This is a genomic window from Amycolatopsis sp. NPDC043885 (assembly GCF_056435685.1).
Window position 1 is genome coordinate 1 of the sequence record NZ_JBWKEA010000022.1, and the last position, 17,284, is coordinate 17,284.

At 68.4% G+C, this 17,284-nt stretch carries 14 protein-coding genes and 1 pseudogene; 8 read left to right on the forward strand and 7 right to left on the reverse strand.

Going from position 1 to position 17,284, the window contains the following annotated elements; genetic code table 11:
• Nucleotides 1-277: hypothetical protein (locus AC069I_RS38615; protein ID WP_478228105.1), on the forward strand; the 277-nt coding region annotated here is incomplete at its 5' end.
• Here the strand turns inward: AC069I_RS38615 and AC069I_RS38620 are convergent.
• A complete protein-coding gene (locus AC069I_RS38620; protein ID WP_478267564.1) occupies nt 278-2,077 on the reverse strand; it encodes a right-handed parallel beta-helix repeat-containing protein in 1,800 nt (599 codons plus the stop codon).
• An 87-nt stretch (nt 2,078-2,164) separates the two neighbouring features.
• Between AC069I_RS38620 and AC069I_RS38625 the strand changes: the two genes are divergently transcribed.
• Nucleotides 2,165-3,034, forward strand: a complete 870-nt coding sequence (locus tag AC069I_RS38625) for a TetR/AcrR family transcriptional regulator C-terminal domain-containing protein (protein ID WP_478267565.1) — start codon at nt 2,165-2,167, stop codon at nt 3,032-3,034.
• A gap of 114 nt (nt 3,035-3,148) precedes the next feature.
• Nucleotides 3,149-4,282 carry an SWIM zinc finger family protein gene (locus AC069I_RS38630; protein ID WP_478267566.1) on the forward strand — a complete coding sequence of 378 codons (1,134 nt, stop codon included), beginning with the start codon at nt 3,149-3,151 and terminating at the stop codon, nt 4,280-4,282.
• Here the strand turns inward: AC069I_RS38630 and AC069I_RS38635 are convergent.
• Together AC069I_RS38635 and AC069I_RS38640 are read right to left on the reverse strand one after the other, a co-directional pair.
• The gene (locus AC069I_RS38635) at nt 4,265-6,712 is read right to left on the reverse strand and encodes a DUF6493 family protein (RefSeq protein WP_478267567.1); all 2,448 of its coding nucleotides are present in this window, start codon (nt 6,710-6,712) and stop codon (nt 4,265-4,267) included. The genes AC069I_RS38630 and AC069I_RS38635 overlap by 18 nt on opposite strands.
• 136 nt (nt 6,713-6,848) lie before the next feature.
• Nucleotides 6,849-6,999: pseudogene (locus tag AC069I_RS38640) on the reverse strand (zinc-binding dehydrogenase); the annotation flags it as partial.
• Between the two features lie 209 nt (nt 7,000-7,208).
• On the opposite strand from AC069I_RS38640, the gene AC069I_RS38645 reads away from it, so the two are divergent.
• Nucleotides 7,209-7,334 carry a helix-turn-helix domain-containing protein gene (locus AC069I_RS38645; RefSeq protein WP_478228111.1) on the forward strand — a complete coding sequence of 42 codons (126 nt, stop codon included), beginning with the start codon at nt 7,209-7,211 and terminating at the stop codon, nt 7,332-7,334.
• Here AC069I_RS38645 and AC069I_RS38650 read toward each other — a convergent pair.
• Nucleotides 7,331-8,167: an NAD(P)-dependent oxidoreductase gene (locus AC069I_RS38650; protein ID WP_478228112.1), complete on the reverse strand. Its 837-nt coding sequence runs from the start codon at nt 8,165-8,167 to the stop codon at nt 7,331-7,333. The two genes, AC069I_RS38645 and AC069I_RS38650, sit on opposite strands and share 4 nt — an antisense overlap.
• A 52-nt stretch (nt 8,168-8,219) precedes the next feature.
• Here AC069I_RS38650 and AC069I_RS38655 point away from each other — a divergent pair, with 52 nt between their 5' ends.
• Nucleotides 8,220-8,603 (forward strand): MerR family transcriptional regulator, encoded by a 384-nt coding sequence (locus AC069I_RS38655; RefSeq protein WP_478228113.1) that lies wholly within the window; start codon nt 8,220-8,222, stop codon nt 8,601-8,603.
• A gap of 13 nt (nt 8,604-8,616) precedes the next feature.
• On the opposite strand, the gene AC069I_RS38660 is transcribed toward AC069I_RS38655, so the two are convergent.
• Entirely contained in the window at nt 8,617-9,606 is a 990-nt protein-coding gene (locus AC069I_RS38660; protein WP_478228114.1) for a malate dehydrogenase, read from the reverse strand.
• Nucleotides 9,607-10,045: 439 nt separating this feature from the next.
• Between AC069I_RS38660 and AC069I_RS38665 the strand changes: the two genes are divergently transcribed.
• Together AC069I_RS38665 and AC069I_RS38670 are read left to right on the forward strand one after the other, a co-directional pair.
• Complete coding sequence (locus tag AC069I_RS38665) at nt 10,046-10,687, forward strand: DUF4360 domain-containing protein (protein ID WP_478228115.1); 642 nt, start codon at nt 10,046-10,048, stop codon at nt 10,685-10,687.
• A 196-nt stretch (nt 10,688-10,883) separates the two neighbouring features.
• The gene (locus AC069I_RS38670) at nt 10,884-11,528 is read left to right on the forward strand and encodes a DUF4360 domain-containing protein (protein WP_478228116.1); all 645 of its coding nucleotides are present in this window, start codon (nt 10,884-10,886) and stop codon (nt 11,526-11,528) included.
• 49 nt (nt 11,529-11,577) lie between these two features.
• On the opposite strand, the gene AC069I_RS38675 is transcribed toward AC069I_RS38670, so the two are convergent.
• Nucleotides 11,578-13,662, reverse strand: a complete 2,085-nt coding sequence (locus AC069I_RS38675; protein WP_478267568.1) for an FUSC family protein — start codon at nt 13,660-13,662, stop codon at nt 11,578-11,580.
• The gene (locus tag AC069I_RS38680) at nt 13,659-16,730 is read right to left on the reverse strand and encodes a GH92 family glycosyl hydrolase (protein WP_478267569.1); all 3,072 of its coding nucleotides are present in this window, start codon (nt 16,728-16,730) and stop codon (nt 13,659-13,661) included. The genes AC069I_RS38675 and AC069I_RS38680 overlap by 4 nt, the downstream gene beginning before the upstream one ends.
• A gap of 142 nt (nt 16,731-16,872) precedes the next feature.
• On the opposite strand from AC069I_RS38680, the gene AC069I_RS38685 reads away from it, so the two are divergent.
• Nucleotides 16,873-17,244, forward strand: coding sequence for a hypothetical protein (locus AC069I_RS38685; RefSeq protein ID WP_478267570.1), 372 nt, complete (start codon nt 16,873-16,875; stop codon nt 17,242-17,244).
• Nucleotides 17,245-17,284 lie beyond the last annotated feature (40 nt).

Below are 17,284 nucleotides of genomic sequence, written 5' to 3' on the forward strand. Positions count from 1 at the left end.
TCACGACCACCGGCACCGACGCCTCACCGCCACCTTCCCCCGCGGGTGGGAGGGCGGTCCGATGAGGTCCTTCGTCCCGGATCTGGTCAAGATCCAGGCGACGATCAGCGGGAGACCGAGCACCCAGACCCAAGGAGCGAGCACCTCGGTCGCGATCCGCGCGAGACGTCGGCGGGTCCCGGGGGCTTCCGTGGTCTGCGTCGGCATCGCGCGTGGTCTCCTCGGGAATCGTGGCCGGAGCGGCTCCTGCCGGACTCGTGCCCGGCAGGAGCGGTGATCATCGTTCCAGACCGCGGCGGCCCGCCCGCGCGAGGATGTCCGCGCCCGCCGGGTCCGCCCGGACGGCCTCGTCGAAACTCTCCTTGGGCAGCACCGTGTTCCCGGCCACGGTCACCGTCTCGGGTGGGGTGTCGTAGCCGTCGGGCAGGGCATCCCAGAAGTTGCCGACGAAGGCGACGTGCTCCATCGGCGGTCCCACCTGGAGCACGATCGGGGTGTCGGCCCGGTGGACGATGTTGCCGAGAACGGTGATCCACGCCGCGCCGTAGTCGGTGTAGAGGCCGAAGTTGTACGAGGTGAGGACGTCGCGGATGACGTTGCCGCGGACCAGCGCCCCACCGGCGAACGACGAGCCCTGTGGGGCCGACAGGTAGATCCCGCCGCCGTCCATGAGCTTCCCCAAACTGCGCTCGACGAGGTTCGAGATCACCTGCGTGCCCTTGGCGCGCTCACCGCCGGTGATCACGATGCCGTTGTGCGGGACGTCGTGGATCTCGTTGTGTGCTACGATGGTCTCCGCCGACTCGACCACGAGGACGGCGGACGAACCGCGGTACTCGGTGCCGATGTGGTGGACGAGGTTGTCTTCGACCGCGACCCGGGTGCTCATGTGGACGGCGATCCCGCTGCCCGAGATCTCGTCGAAGACGTTCGCCCGGATCCGCACGTCGGTGGCGTCCTCGATCAGCAGTCCTCCCGCGCCGAGCCGGGTGAAATGGTTGTCCTCCAGGGAGACCCGGCTGACCGACGTGAGGCTGACGTTGGCGGGCAACTGGACCGGCTCGGCGGGCACGTGGACATAGCCCACGTCCGCGCCGAGGTCGATCTTCTGGAAGTCACCCCGCTCGTAGCGTGCGTTGCCGTGATAGTGCAGGTAGCCGCCGGTGCGGGCAGGACCGGACCAGGTCGCGTCGGTAAAGGTGAAGCCGCGCAGCACGAGGTCGTGCACACCTCGTCCGCTGATGAGCGTCTCGAGCACCGGAGCGACGACGCTGGTCTCGCCGATCTCCTCTCCGGGACGAGGACGGTAATGCAGGACGTGCTCGCCTGTGTCGATGCGGCTGACGGCGAATGTTCCCGGTTCGGTCAGGAAAGCCACGTTGTTCTCGAGCGTGGACGGTGCGGCGAGGCCGTCCCAGGAGCCGTCGCCACCGGCGCCGTACCACTTGGCGTCGTAGAGGGATTTGGCATGGTCGAAAGCGGGCTGAGCCATGGTGATCGCGGTCGAGGAGGCGTCACCGGAGATCGACGCGACCGCGAGCCGGGCTTCGGACCACGGGTAGACGCCCGGATACACGAACTCCAGCCCGGAGGGGTCCGGCCACGCCTGAGGCTCCGTGCTGTCCGTGACGTAACCTGCCGCTGTTTTCGTCACGTTTCCCGGGAGTCCGTCCGTGCGGGCCGCTCGTGCCGCGGGTTTGCCGTCGACGGTGAGCTGTCGTGGCGCCAGGTCGCCGATCGGCGCGGTCCAGACGCCGTCGTCGCCCGTCGTCCAGCTGGTGATCTCGCGGCCGCCGCTCAGTTCGACCTCGGCCTGGTCGGCTGTTCCGTAGCCGTGTGCCTGGAAGATCACGCGGAAGCCGTTCGGCCCGGAATCACCCTGTGTGTCAGTGAAGACAAGGGGTTCGTCCAGGCGGTGGACGCCTGCCGCGAAAGAGACGATGACGTCGCCGGTCATGGTGGCCGTCGCGGCACGGACGGCCACCTGCGCGGCTTTCGGGCTGGCGAACGGCTGTTCGGCGGTGCCGGGCCAGTCGTCTCTGCCGTCCGGGGATACGAAGAACCTGATTTCGGGCATGCTGAAGCGCTCCTGCGGGAGGTATATGGGATATACTGAGGTTTATCAGCTAAACACGAGCGAGTGAAGAGCGTCAAGGGAGTAGCGGTGGCGAAAGACGACACGCAGCCGGATCCGGAGCGTGCGATCGAACTGCTGTGGGGAACGTCCGAGCCGGAGCGGCCCGGGTTGAGCCTCGGCCGGATCGTCGCGGCGGCCGTCGAGGTCGCGGACGCCGAAGGGCTTGCCTCGCTGTCGATGCGCAAGGTCGCGGAACGGTTCGGTACCACCACCATGTCGCTCTACCGGTACGTCCCCGGCAAGGCGGAACTGGTGGAACTGATGCGTGACGCGGTGTACGGCGAGTTCCCGATGGGGGCTTCGAACGGGCTCGGCTGGCGAGCGGGCCTCGAACGCTGGGCGCGGCGGGCCTGGGAGATGCACCACCGGCATCCGTGGCTGGTTCACAGCTCCGGGTCCCGCCGCCTCCCGGGGCCGAACATCATGGCCGGCTACGACCACGCGCTGGACGTGGCTTCGCGTAGCGGTTTGGCGCCGGCGGAGGTGATCGCGGTGGTGAACCTGGTGGGCGGATTCGTCGAGTCGGCCGCGCGTCAGGCGGGGGAGGCCGCGGAGCTCCAGCGGCGCACGGGGGTGACCCATGAGCGCTGGTGGAGCGAACGCGAGTCCCTCTTCGAGCGCCTGGACCGCTATCCGGCACTGGAGCGGCTGTGGAAGGCCGGGGGAATGGATGCTCCGCTGGACACCTTCGAATTCGGGCTGCGGCGGACCCTCGACGGTGTCGAGGCGCTCATCCAAAGCCAGGGGAGTGAGGTAATCAGTGACGAAACTGGGGGAGGGGAGTGCGTCGTCTGCGGTAAGCCGCTGGATGGGGGAGGGCGGGGCAGGCCGCGGGACTACTGCTCGAGGGCGTGTCAGCAACGCGCCTATCGGCGTCGTCAGGCTCAGTCGGACTGATTCGGTCGATTCAAAGTGTATAACGACCTATTCAGTCGGGCAATTGACAAGATCAACTTTAAGCCGACGACAAAACCCGCAAAGACTGTCGGGGGCCCTGGCTAGGGTTGCCCGGTGATCACCGAGGTCTTGCTGGAGCAGTTGGAGGAGGACGCCTCGACGTCCGTGCTCTTCCAGGGTTTCTTGGAACCTGGAGCACAGGCGGCCCAGGCGCTGCTCGTGCTGGGGAAGGTCGCCCGCACCCGGTTCTGGATGCCGCCGTCCATGGTGAAGCGGTTGATCGCCGAATCCGATCCGGTCTTCACCGCGGACCGGACGACGCTGCGAGCGGAGGCTTTCTCGCCATGCTGCGGCGTCTACGCCAGGCTCGATCTGCTGGAGGCGGGTGATCTCGGTGAGGGTTGCACCAATGTGGACCTGTCCGAGGCGACGCGGACCGTTCTGGCCGGGGTCGTGGCCCAGGATCCGTTACACCTGACCGTTCGTGGTGAGGGGATCCGCCTTCGCACTCTCGACGGGCAGAACGACGAGTCCGTGGTGCCGCTGCCGGATCGCTGGGTGTCGGGGTTCGCCGAGGTCGCCGCTGTCACGGTGGGAGCGGTCGAGAAGGCGGAGCTGGACAAGGCGGAGGCACGGAACTTCCTGCGGAGGCTCCCCACTTCGGTTGGCAAGTCTTGGGCGGTGGCGTCGGGCCGTGGGCTCCGGCTGACGTCACGGCCGGGCCGGGACTCGATCCCGGCGACCGGGCTCCATCGGTTGCGGATCGTCGAGCCGCTCATCCGGTTCGTCCAGGGACTGACCGTCTACACGCGACCGGACAGCGAGGTCGCGACTTGGGTGTTTCGGTTGGAGCGAGCGCGGCTCGTCGTCACGCTGTCCCCGGAGCCGTCCCGCGGTTTCTCGGGCGAAGGCGGCTGGCTGAACGCGCTGGCGGCGGGGCTCGAAGCGCCGGAACTCGTCGCGGGTCGCGCCGGACACGACGTCGTCGACGGCATGTGGTTCCCGCGCGAGCTCCCGAGCGGGGCCGCTCCGGCGAACGGCCGGCTGGCGAAAGCCCAGGAGCTTCTCGCCGCCGGAGCCGTCCGTATGTTGCCGGACGGTGGCTACGAGATCACCCGTGCCGGCTCGGTGCAGCGTGTCCGGCTTTCGCCCGCCGGGTGCACGTGTGCGTGGTGGGCCAAGCATCAGGAGAACCGAGGGCCGTGTTCACATGTGCTGGCGGCCCGGATGTCAGCCGCTGAGTCGTGACGCCGCCTTCGCCGCTTTCGAACCGCCCTTGAAGCCTGCGAGCCATTCCTTCGTTTCGGCGCTGATCGTGCCCGCTCCGCGGTCCACGAGGTCCGCGGCGAGCTCCAGCAGCGCGAAGATGCCGCGGTGGGAGGGCGCCAGCTTCGGCAGCAAAGTGTCGAGTGTGGACAGAACGGCGATCGGGTGTTCGTTCGCGATCACCGCGAGCCGGGGTGCCAGTCGCGTGATGATGAGCTGCGAGCCGAGTACGCCCAGCGCCTCGCCGAGCGCGCGGGGGCCGAGCATCCGCCGGTCCAGCAGGGTGAGCACGGCGTCCGTGCCGAGTTGGACGGCGGCGGGGCGTTTCAGCGAGAGGGTGGTGGCGAGGAGCGTCGTGCCGGGGAGGCCCGGTACCGAGGGGCTGTCGAGGAACGGGGGCAGCGCGGCCTGCTCCACGGGATAGCCGACTTCGATGTCGTTGAAGTACAGGTTTCCGGCGACCGTGGCTTCGAGGTGGTCGCGGTCATACGGGGACGAGACCGCTTCGTGGCATTCGGTGAAGCCGAGCCACTCGGGGGCCCGGCCGTCGAAGGGGATGCCCAGCCAGGGAGCGCCCGGTGAGACGGGTTCCGGGGTTTGTTCGACGTTCAGTGTGTTCAAGCCGTAGTGGGTCAGGCCGGCTTTCGCCGTCCAGGTGATGGCCGGTCCGGGTTCGCCGCGGAGTGCGGCGGCGGGGTCGGCGGATTCGGGGTGCCGGGCGCGGGCGGCGGCGAGGGCGGTCCAGCCCGTGTCGTCGATGGCCGGTCCGCCGAGGGCATAGCGAATGGTGTCGGCGTGCGGCCCGGTGAGATCCGCGGCGAGCGCGAGGGCTTCGGGTCTCGTGTCGGGGGCGAGCCGGAGGAGTGCGTCGGCGACGTCGTCTTCTGCCGCGTCGGGGTGTTCGAGCATGCGGGCGACGAAGGCGACGGGGTCGAGCCAGCCGCCTTGGTGGGTGGCGGCGGAGACGGGGACGGCGGTGCCTTCGAGGAGGGCGGTGACCCGGTGGTGGAGGGGGCGGCGCCAGCCGTCGACCTTCGGCGGAGGGGCGACGTCGCGTCCGGTGAGGCCGAGGATGAGGGTGGCGATCATCTTCGGTACGGCCGCGCTGTACTTCTGGTCGGCGATCCGGGCGGCGCGTTTCACCAGCGGTTTGAGGGCGTCCCGGAGTTCGCCGGCGACACGGTGGGCGCCGTCGAGGGCGGCCAGGAGGAGGTCGGCCTGGTCGGGGTCGGCGAGCAGGGACGAAAGGGCTTCGGCGACCGCGGCCGGGGTGTCGGGGATTTCGAGCGGGACGGTCAGCGTCCTGCGCTGGTCCCACGGTGTTCGGGTGGGTTCCGCGTACTCGGTGGTCTCGATGACGGGTGCCGCGTCAGGGGTGACACCGAGCCGGGCGGTGGCGATGGCGCGGACGTCGGAGGCGTCATGGGTGAGTGCCGCTTCGAAGACCTCGTTGGCGAGGTCGGTGAGTTCGGGGCGTCGGTCGGCGATGCGGCCGGTGAGTTTGAGTGCGAGTTTGGCGGTGGCGGCGCCGCGTCCGGCGGCTGCGGCGGGGAGGTGCTGGAGTGCGACTTCGTCGTCCAGCGTGCCTTGTTTATCCACAAGGGACAGTGCTTTGACGGCGAAGGAGACGGTGCGTGGGAGGCCGCTTCCGCACAGCCGGGCATAGCGGTGCTGAGCCGCTGTGCGTTCGTTCGGAGTGGGGGCGAGCGCTTCGTGGAGCGCGGTGTACCACTGGGCGCGGAAGGCGGCGAAGTCGCGGGCGAGGATGTCGAGGGTGAGGTCGAGGAGCCGGGTGCGGTCGAGTTCGCCGGTTTCGGTGAGTTCGAGCAGCGCGGTGGACCATTTGTCCTCGTCGCGGACGTACTTGTCGAAGGCGGCGAAGCTGCCGTCGCCGTTGCCTTCGATCGTGAGCAGTTCCCAGATTTCGGTGAGGGCTTCGGGTTCGGTCCGGAGCCGTTCGGCCAGTGGTTTCCCGCCGAAGCGTCCGGCCCAGCGGAACCAGCCGGCGTGGTACTCCGGTGTCCGGATGGGTTCGAGGTCGCCGTCGAGGATCATGCGGCGGATGGCTTCCCAGGCGGTGTGGTGGCCGATCATGCGCAGTGCGATCGTCTTGCGCTCGGTGAGTGATCGGTCCTGCAGGACGCGTTCGAGGATCGTGGGTGAGGCGATCCAGAGCTTGCGGAGCAGGGGGTCGCCGGCGGGGAGGATGGCCCAGAGGGCGGTCGCGGCTTGCTGACCCCTGAGCGGGTTGCGGGCGCCGTAGGTGTTGGGCTTGACCTCGACGAACTGGCTGCTGTCCTTGAAGGCGGCCAGGAGTTCGGGGAGGAGGGCTTTCCGCTCGGCGTGGGAGAGCTCGAGGGTCCGGGTGAGGACTTCCGAGGGCTGGCCGGTGAGGAGCGCGTCGAGGTGCACGGGCTCATTGTGTCGTGAGTGGCGAGGACGGTTCTAACCGTCCTTACCACTCACGAGGTGTTTGGGCGCTTGAAGGTGTGAAGGTCGAGTTTCTTCGGCTGAGCCGAGGGAAGGGGTCCTTCACGGACCGAGCACCTCAGGGGACGAGGATCGCGCGGCCGCGGATGCGTCCGGCGTCGAGGGCGTCGAGCGCGGTTTGGAACTCTTCGAGCGGGTAGCGCGCGGTGTGGAGTTTCACGCGGCCCTTCTGCGGCGAGGACCATGAGTTCGCAGAGGTCGGTGTCGGAGTCGTGGTGGTCGTCCAGGACGACGTGGACCCGGGGCGCTCCGTCGAGCGCGGTGAGGACGTCTTTGGCGTCGGAGGCCATGAGGTAGGCGAAGTTGGGCGAGCAGAACGACGTCGGGAGCCTCAGGTGGACGGTGACCTCGGTTTCTTCGACTGGCCGGAGAACGCCAAGCAGTTGCGCCGGGTGGCGCGGGAGGCGGCGTCGCGATCGTGCGGTGTCTCGCCGAGCCGGGGTCCACTGTGGTCGGTGCGGCGGAGAAGCTCGGGATGGGCCGGGCGACGCTGTACCGGAAGATGGGCCAGTACGGGATCAAGGCGCGGCAGTTCCGCTCTTAGAGGGCGGCGAGCCTGGCGAAGCCGTCGGAGCCGTGGCCCGCGTCGATCGCGTGCCGGACTTGGGCTCGTGCCGCGGTGAGGACTCCGTTGTCGAGGCCTTGCGCGCGGATCGCGTCGAGGACGTGGTCCATCGTCGCGGCGGTGGATTCGAGGGTGCCGGCGTCGCCGGAGTAGTTCTCGGTGGCGACCTGTTCGGCGAGCAGGTCGATCATGGCGGGGAAGAAGCCGAGCAGTGCCTTGGCGTGTGCGGCGATGTCGGTGGCGCCGATGTTCTCCGCCTTGGCGAGCGCGAGCATGTGGATCACTCCGCTCATGGAGGTCCAGAGCATGTCCTGCAGGGATGCGTCGAACGCTGCGGCGTGGCCGGGTGAGTCGCCGACGTGCAGCGCGTTCTCGCCGAGGGCGGCCAGTGTGGGCCGGTGTGTTTCGTAGACGTCGGCGGGGCCGCTGAAGAACAGGGCCGCGTCCGGGCCGCCGATCGCGTCGGTGGTGGCCATGATCACGCCGTCGAGGTAGTCGATGCCGTGTTCGGCGGTCCAGGCCGCCATTGTGCGGGCCTGCCGTGGTGATCCGCCGCTGAGGTTCACGAGCGTGCGGCCCTTGAGCGCGTCGGCGTCGAGGATCGACTGCGCCACGGCGTAGTCACGCACGCAGACGATCACGAGCGGGCTGGCGGTGAGCGCTTCGGCGGCAGTGGCGGCGACGGTGGCGTCGAGGCCGTTTTCCTTGCCAGGAGTGCGGTTCCAGACGGTGGTGGGGTGGTCGGCGGCGGTGAACGCGGCGGCGAGGGCGTGGCCCATGGGGCCGAGTCCGAGGACGGTCACGGTGGTCATGGCGGCTAAGCTAAACCTTGACATTGACGTGAGAGTCAAGTCGGGAGTGCGGATGCGGATCGGGGAGCTCGCGCGGCGGACCGGTGTCAGCGAGCGCGCGCTGCGGTATTACGAGGAGCAGGGCCTGCTCACCCCGGAGCGGCGGCCGAGCGGCTACCGGGTGTACGGCGACGCCGACGTGGCGGCGGTGCGGCGGATCAGGATCCTGCTGGCGGCCGGGCTGAATACCGCGCAGATCCTGGAGATCCTGCCCTGCATCGTCGACGAGGACGGCTGGTTGACGCCGGATTGCCCGGAACTGGTGGAGGCGCTGCGGCGGCAGCGCGACCGGATCGACGAGGCGATCGGTGAGCTGGAGACCACCCGCGCGAACCTCGACACGATCATCGGCAGCGAAAAGGCGGCCGCGTCCCGGGGGACGCGGCCGCCTTCGTGAAGGTGGTTCAGGCTCAGATGAGGCCGAGCTTCTTCACCGCGTCGCGCTCTTCGGCCAGCTCGTTGACCGAAGCGTCGATGCGGGCACGCGAGAAGTCGTCGATCTCCAGGCCCTGGACGATCTTGTACTCGCCGTTCGCGGCGGTGACCGGGAACGAGGAGATCAGGCCCTCCGGGACTCCGTAGGAGCCGTCGGATACGACGGCCGCCGAGGTCCAGTCACCTTCGGGGGTGCCGTTGACCCAGGTGTAGACGTGGTCGATCGCGGCGGAGGCGGCCGACGCCGCGGAGGACAGGCCGCGGGCCTCGATGATCGCCGCGCCGCGCTTGGCGACGGTCGGGATGAAGTCGTCGGTCAGCCACGCCTGGTCGGTGATGACCTCGGTCGCGGGCTTGCCGGCCACCTCGGCGTGCGCGATCGACGGATACTGGGTCGCGGAGTGGTTGCCCCAGATCGCGACCTTCTTCAGCTCGGTCACCGGCACGCCCAGCTTCTTCGACAGCTGCGCGAGGGCGCGGTTGTGGTCGAGGCGGGTCATCGCGGTGAACCGCTCGGCCGGGACGTCGGGTGCGTGTGCCTGTGCGATGAGGGCGTTGGTGTTGGCCGGGTTGCCGACCACGAGGACCTTGATGTCGCTCGCCGCGCCGGCGTTGATGGCCTCACCCTGCGGCTTGAAGATGCCACCGTTGGCCTCGAGCAGGTCGCCGCGCTCCATGCCCTTCGCACGGGGACGGGCGCCGACGAGCAGGGCGACGTTCGCACCTTCGAAGGCCTGCTTCGGGTCGTCGAAGATGTCGATGCCCGACAGCAGCGGGAACGCGCCGTCTTCGAGTTCCATCGCGGTGCCCTCAGCCGCCTTGACCGCCTGCGGGATCTCCAGGAGCCGCAGCTTCACCGGGGTGTCCGGGCCGAGCAGCTGACCGGACGCGATGCGGAAGAGCAGCGCGTAGCCGATCTGGCCGGCCGCACCGGTGACGGTGACGTTGACAGGGGCTTGGGTCATTGCGGTTCTCCAGCTTGAGGCGACATCGACTTGTACCGCGATGCTAGTCCTGTCCCGAGTCGCCGTTCGGGTGCGTCCAGTCACTGTTTTCTTGATCGATGCGGTCCGCGGCCGCATCACACCGCCGGGTGACCCGGCTCACGCGCTGCGCCGCGTGGGGAGGGAGGTCCGTGTGCGGTACGGAAAGCCTGTCTCTCCGGGATCGTCAACGGCGAACCCGCGAAAGCCTTTTTCATATCGTGCGAAGTGAATGGTGTTTTCCCGGTCCGGCGGTGTTTCCGTTGAATCCGGAAAACGGTTACAGGCCATGATTTCATTTCATGAACCGATTGCCGGGACGTTTGCGTCCGATCGGCGGACGGCATCGTGAAGATCGTTTCGCTAACATGGGTCCGCCCAGTTCCCCGCCCCCCGTGTGGAAGTTTTCGGGAAGGACCTCATGCTCAATACAATGGTCGCCGCCGTGTCGCTTTTTTCGTCGATAATAACACCGAACAGCATGTCCCCGCCGCCGGGACCGCCGCCCGATCGCGTCGTCATCGACGTCGTCACCGTCAACGGCTCCGGATGTCCGCCGGGTTCGTCCGCGGTCGCCGTCGCCAAGGACAACACCGCGTTCACCGTCACCTACAGCGAATACACCGCCCAGATCGGCGTCGGCGCGAAGCCCACCGACTTCAGGAAGAACTGCCAGCTCAACCTCAACATCCACGTTCCGCAGGGATTCACCTACGGCATCGCCAGTGCCGATTACCGCGGTTTCGCCCATCTCGAATCCGGCGCCAAGGCGCTGCAGCGGGCGAATTACTACTTCCAGGGGAATTCCCCGACCGCGCACGTCAATCATCCCGTCAACGGGCCGATTTCGGACAACTGGCAATTCCGTGACGAGGCCGAAGGTGGTGTCATCATCTACAAGCCGTGCGGTGAGGACCGGAACCTCAACGTGAACACGGAACTGAGGGTCGGTGCCGGTTCGTCGGATCCGAAGAAGACCACCAGTTTCATCACGATGGATTCGACCGACGGCGCGTTCAAGACCACCTACCACTTCTCGTGGAAGACCTGCCCGAAGTCCTGACAGCTGTTTCCGGGTGACGGCCTGCTTCCCGGTGCGGAAGAAGGCCGTCCCACCCATGCCGGTCAGGGTCTTGGCTGCCCTGCACGAGGGCTTCACCGCTCGTCGCCGCCCGCTCGGCGGCGACGAGCCTTCTCGACGACCTCATTTTCGGCGGTCACCCCCGTCCGGTGACCGAAACCGTTCTTGGGAGGATCCCATGCTCAACGCGCTGGTCGCTGCCGTAACGCTGCTCTCTTCGGTCGTCACTCCGAACGCCTGGGTGCCGCCCCCGTTGCCGTCCGACAAGATAGTCATCGACGTCGTGAACGTCAACGGGACCGGATGTAAACCGGGTACGGCCGCCATTTCCGTCTCGCCGGACAACACCGCGTTCACCGTCACCTACAGCGAATACACCGCCCAGGTCGGCGTCGGCGCGAAACCGACCGATCTGCGCAAGAACTGCCAGCTCAACCTGTATGTCCACGTGCCGCAGGGATTCACCTACGGCATCGCGGGCACGGATTACCGCGGGTTCGCCTCCTTGGCCGCGGGAGCCACCGGGCTGGAACGGGCCAACTACTACTTCCAGGGCAATTCCCCGACGTCCTATGTGACCCACAGCCTCAAAGGCCCGTTCGAGGACAACTGGCAGTTCACCGACAACATCGAAATCGGCGCCATCGTCTACAAACCCTGCGGCGAGGACCGGAACTTCAACATCAACACGGAACTGCGGGCCGCGGTCGGCACTTCCGATCCGAAGAAGACCACCAGCTTCGTGACGATGGACTCGACCGACGGCTCCATCAAGACCACGTACCACTTCTCGTGGAAGAACTGTCCCAAGCCGAAGAGCTGATTCCTGACGGCTCGTGAGTGGTGAGGACGGTTCTAACCGTCCTTACCACTCACGAGCCGGACGGCTCCGGATCCGTGGCCTCGATCCCGAACGCGCGGCCCAGCGCGATCACCGTCTCGTCGAGATGCCCGAGACTGGTGAGCACCGAACGCGCCCGCGGATCGTCGATCCGGTCCGCCACCGGCGTACCGTCGTCCCGGATCAGCGTCCCGTGCCCCGAACCGCCGGGATCACCGATCGCCTTCCTCAGCACCGCGGTGTTCTCCCGGATCCGCCCGGTGTACAGCAGCAGCCGGTCCGCCTCGTTGAGCAGCAGCCCCGGCTGCGACCGCGCGGCGACGTGGCGGGAGTGGAAGGCGATCGCCTCCACCGTGGTGAGCACGTGCCAGCCGTAGTCACGGCGGCTGCTGAGATTCACCGGATGGGTGAGCGGCTCGATCGTCGTGCGGACCTTGTCCACCGCCCGGTCCAGATCACGCGACTTCTCGATGACGCTCACGTTCTCCGCGCCGGACAGCAGGCCCGCGGCCTTCTCGACGAACTCGTCCAGCTCCTCCAGCAACGCCGAGACGTCGTCCAGCATCACCGCCCGCGTGCGCACCGGCACGATCACCACCGCCGCCAGCACCCCGGCCGCCGCGCCCACGGCGGTCTCCGCGACCCGGATCCACAGCACCTCGAGGCTGAACGTCCCCAGCAGGCTGTACAGCAGCCCGAGCATGCTGGTGATGAAGAACGCCATGATCACCTGCGACACCCGCGCCATGTAGACCATGCCGAACACGCACACCAGGATCAACGCCAGCGTCGCCGGCACACTGCCCGACACCAGCAGCGTCAGCACCAGCCCGCCCACGATCCCGATCAGCGTGCCGCCGAGCCGCCGGACACCCTTGACGAACGTCGCCCCCGCGGTCGACGAGCCGATGAACACCACGAACACGGTCAGCACCGCCCAGTACCACCGCTGGCTCGACACAAGCTCTCCGCCGAGCACGGCCAGACCGCCGCCCACCACGGCCTGGATGGCGCTGCGCGTCTGGTTGTCGTAGGCGAACGCCGACGACTTCTCCTCCTCGGGGTCTTCGGGATCGTCGGCGGCGTCGGAGACGTCGTGCTCGGCCACCCGCTGTGCGCGCACGTCGGCCAGCGCGAGTTCGGCGAGCGCGCGGCGGACGCCGTCACCGGGCGCGGCGTGCTCGTCGATCCGGCTGCCTTCCACCAGCATCTTACTGAACTCTTCGGTCTCGCTGATCAGCGGCAACTCTCGCGGGTCGCGCTCGATCAGCGACCGGAAGCGCCGCATCCGGGCGATCAGATCGTCGCGGACGTCCTCGTCGAGGTCTTCGGCGCAGGTGCGCTGCACCGTGATCGTGAGCCACTGCACCGCCAGCTCGACCTCGATCGCCCGGCGGCGGAGCCGGTTCACCGAGTCCGCGCCGATCACCTCCGGCGCGGTGTCCTCGATGAGCAGGACGGACTCGTGCATGCGGGCGTTCGTCCTGCGGAGCCGTTTGCGGGTGCGTTCGCTGCCGCCCACGGCGAGGTGGTCTTCGGCCGCGCGCACCACCGCGGCGAGCCGGGCCCGGAACGCCCGCCGGATCCGGAGGAACTCCGCGTCGGTGTGCCTGCGTACCAGGACGAACCGGACGACCGCGTTGGCCGCGATCCCGATGGTCAGCGCCAGCAGCAGCGCCGGGACCTGCTTCAAATGCGTCTGCAGGAACATCGCGAAGAAGAACAGGAAGAACGACAGCGAGCCCAGCGCGATCCCACGCGAGCCGAACCGCTGGGCGTAGACCGCGACGAAGATCAGCAGGACGAACACGACACTGTCCAGTGGCGGCACCGCCGAGCCCACGCTCGCCGCCGTGAGCGACGCCGCACCGAATACCAGCCCCAGCACCAGCGTCACCGCCTGCTGGCCCGGGGTCGCGTCGTTGACGGTGAAGGCTGACGTCATCCCCGCGATCGCTGCGACGAGGATGACCGTGAGCGGCTGGTGGAACGGCAGGATCGCCAGCACCGCGACGACGATGCTGAGGACGGCCGAGAAGCCGAGCCGGAGCCGGACCAGGCCCGGATCGGAGGCGACCAGACGGTCGGTCGTGGCCTGGGTGATGCGGGTGATCATCGGGCGAGCAGCTCTCCTTGGGCGAGGGTGACCCGCCGGGCGGTGGACGAGGTGACGCGAAGACGGTATCGGGCGTACCTCGCCGTCCCGGCGAGGGCGAACGGCCGCGTCTGGCGGCGCCAACGGAACTTCTCGCCTTCACGCTGGTCCAGCAGCGTCCAGTGCTCGCCGTCGTCGGATCCCTCCAGCACCCACGAACGCGGATCGCCCCCGCGGCTGCCCGAGGTCAGCGTGTACATCACCACCTCCCGCGACCCGTTCTCGACTGGGAACTCGATGACCGGTTCGCGCTCGGGGAAGGTGACCTCGGTCTTGGTGGTGTCGTCGAACAGGGGACCGTCGGCCATCGTGATGTCCGTGAGCGGCCGCGGGTCGGCGGGCTCGGCTGGGGAGCGGCCCCAGTCCGACGGCTGCTCGCCCATCGTGAACCGCAGCACGGCGCCCTCGGCCAGCGTGGAATGCGGGAGCGAGCTGCTGTCGTGCGGACGTCCGTCGATCGTGAGCCCTTGGACGTACACGGTGTCGCCGGTGTTGCCGGGCGCCTCGATGACCAGGTCCTTCCCGTTCTCCAGGTGGACGGTCGCCTTCGTGAACAACGGTGCGCCGATCACGTACTCGGGGCTGCCCATCGCCAGCGGATAGAACCCGAGCGCGGCGAAGACGTACCAAGCGGACATCTCGCCGTTGTCCTCGTCGCCCGGATAGCCCTGGCCGAGGTCGCTTCCGACGTAGAGCCGCCGCAGGACCTCCCGCACGATCCGCTGCGTCTTCGAGGGCGCGCCCGCGTAGTGGTAGATCCAGGGGATGTGATGGGACGGCTGGTTGGAATGTCCGTACTGTCCCATCCGGACGTCGCGGGCCTCGGTCATCTCGTGGATCAGCCCGCCGTAGGAGCCGGGTTTGAGTCCGGTCTCCGGGGTCGCGAAGAAAGTGTCCAGTTTGGACTCCAGCGCTTCGGTGCCGCCGTGCAGCGCGGCGAGCCCGGCGCCGTCGTGGGGTACCGAAAAGGCGGTGTTCCACGAGTTCGTCTCGGTGAAGTCGCCGCCCCATGCCTCGGGGTGGTAGCCCTCGGGGGCGAAATGGCGGCTGCCGTCGCGGTTGCGACCCTGGAAGAAGCCGATCAGAGGGTCGAAGTGGTTCGCGTACTGCTGCGAACGCTGCCAGAAGTACGCGGCGTCGTCGTGGTGCCCGAGCGCTTCGGCGAAATTGGCCAGGCCGAAGTCGTTGATGCAGCCCTCCAGTGCCCACGACAGCCCTTCGTGGACCGACGTCGGCGTGAAGCCGAGGAAGATCGACTCGTGCAGGCCCTTGCGGCCGACGCTCTGCCCGCGCGGCGTCACCGTCGCGTTCTTCAGCGCCGCTTCGTAGGCGGCCTCGACGTCGAACCCGCGCACGCCTTTGAGGTACGCGTCGGCGAACGCCACGTCGGAACTGGTGCCGGTCATGAGGTTGGCGTAACCGGGGGAGGACCAGCGCGAGATCCAGCCGCCTTCGCGGTACTGCTGGACGAACCCGTCGATCATCCGCCCGCACCGGCCGGGCGTGAGCAGGGCATACGCGGGCCACGTGGTGCGGTAGGTGTCCCAGAAGCCGTTGTTGACGTACATCTCGCCGTCCACGACCTTCGCGCCGGTCCTGGTGCGCGTGCTGGGCCAGAGGCGGCGGATGACCGGGCTCGCGTGACGGACACCCTTCGGGGTGACTTCGTGCGCGGAGTTCGGATACAGGAACAGCCGGTAGAGGTTGGAGTAGAACGTGGTGCGCTGGTCCTCGGTCGCGCCCTCGATCTCGACCCGGTCCAGCACCTCGGCCCACTGCGCGCGGGCCTGGTCACGGACCTGCTCGAAGCTCGTGCCTGCCGGGATCTCCTGATCGAGGTTCCGCTTGGCCTGCGCGAGGCTGAGCAACGACGTCGCGATCCGCATCGTCACCTCGCCCGCGGCGAACTCCAGGAAACCGGTCACCGTGCGCCACACCGGACGCCGGATCCTCCCTCCGCGTTCGGCCGGGACGTCGAACTCGGCGTGCACGAACATCCGCCGCGCCCCGGCCGACAACCTGCTGCGCACCCAGGTGTGGCCGGTGACCACGCCGTTCGCCGGGTCGAGCCTCAACCCGCCCCGGTTGAGGGCGTTGTCGAACAGCAGCCAGCCGCGATCACCCGGGAAGGTGAAGCGGAACAGCGCCGCGTGATCCGCCGGTGCGATGTCGGTGGTGACGCCGTTGGCGAACCGGACACCGTAGTGATGCGGCCGGTCGACCTCGTCGTCATGGGAGAACGCGAGCGCGCGCCGGACCCGGTCGGCCTCGACCGGACCGATCCCCGGCATCACCTGGAAGGTGTGCCGGTCGCCCATCCACGGGCTCGGCTGATGCGACAGCGCGAACGCCTGCAGCGCCGGACGGTTCGCGGCGTCGTTGTGCCGGTGATAGCTGTAGATCCAATTGGTGGCGCCCGCGTCGGTGACCGGGGACCAGAAATTGAAGCCGTGCGGGACCGCGGTCGCGGGGAAGTTGTTGCCGCGCGAGAACTTGTCGCTGGACTGTGTGCCGCGGGTGGTGCGGACGTGGTCGACCGGCTCGCGGATCCCGACCGCGCGTTCGGCGATCCGGACGTCGTCCACCCAGCCCGTGCTCTCGCCGTCCGGTGGTTCGCTGACCAGGGCGACCCGGGCGATCCGCCGTCCGGCGAAGTCGCCCAGCCGGCGGCGCACGAGATTCCACTGGTCCACGTACAGCGTCTTGTCCAGCCCCTGCTCCGTGGCGCTGAACCCGGCCGATGTGCCGTCGGCGAACTCGACGTCCAGCGCCACGAAGGTGCCGCGGTAGTCGGTCCCCGCTTCGGGGAAGACCACATAGGACAGTTCGGTGTCGCCGGTGACCTCGACGTCCACTTCGAACACGGTCGCGCGCAGCGTGTTCTCGTAGCGGAGGGCGTGCGCGCCGGTGAAGCCGACGCCGGTCTTCGCGGTCGGCGACGAAGCCGGGCCGGTGCCGACGCGCAGGGCCGGATCGACCGGCTGCGGATCACCCGTTTCGAAGGAGGAGAAGAACCCGGTGATCGTCACCAGGCCACCGTAACTCGGACGCGTGAGCGCGGCTCGGTGTGCCGCATCCAGAGGACTAAACGCGTGAGGAAAGGAACTCCTCATCGGCCCGCTGATCACCCGCGTCGGCCTCGACAAGGCCGCCTGGCTCAGCGCAGCCGCGGTGGTGTGCGGGCTCGCGGTCTACACGGTGTTCGGCGGGCTCGGTTACGCCTGGATCGCCGTCGCGCTCGCCCTCGTGGCAGCGGGGAGGCGCATGGTCGGTGTCGTGGCGGGCACCAACGTCATGCGCGGCCTGCCCTCGAACCGGACCACCATCGGAGCCGCGCTCGTCGACACCTCCAGCGAGGTCACCACCGGGATCGGCATCGCGCTCAGCGGCACCATCCTGGCGCTGGTCTTCCCCGGCGCGTTGACGGCGGCTCAGCGGTCGGCCGACTTCCCGGAGGCGATCACCTGCGCCGGGCTCGCGCTCACCCTGCTGTCCGCGGCCCTCGTCGGGTTCGGTATCGTCCGCGGCCGACGTCCCGAATAGACGTGAAGGCCCCCTTCACCGCGCCAGGCGCAATGAAGGG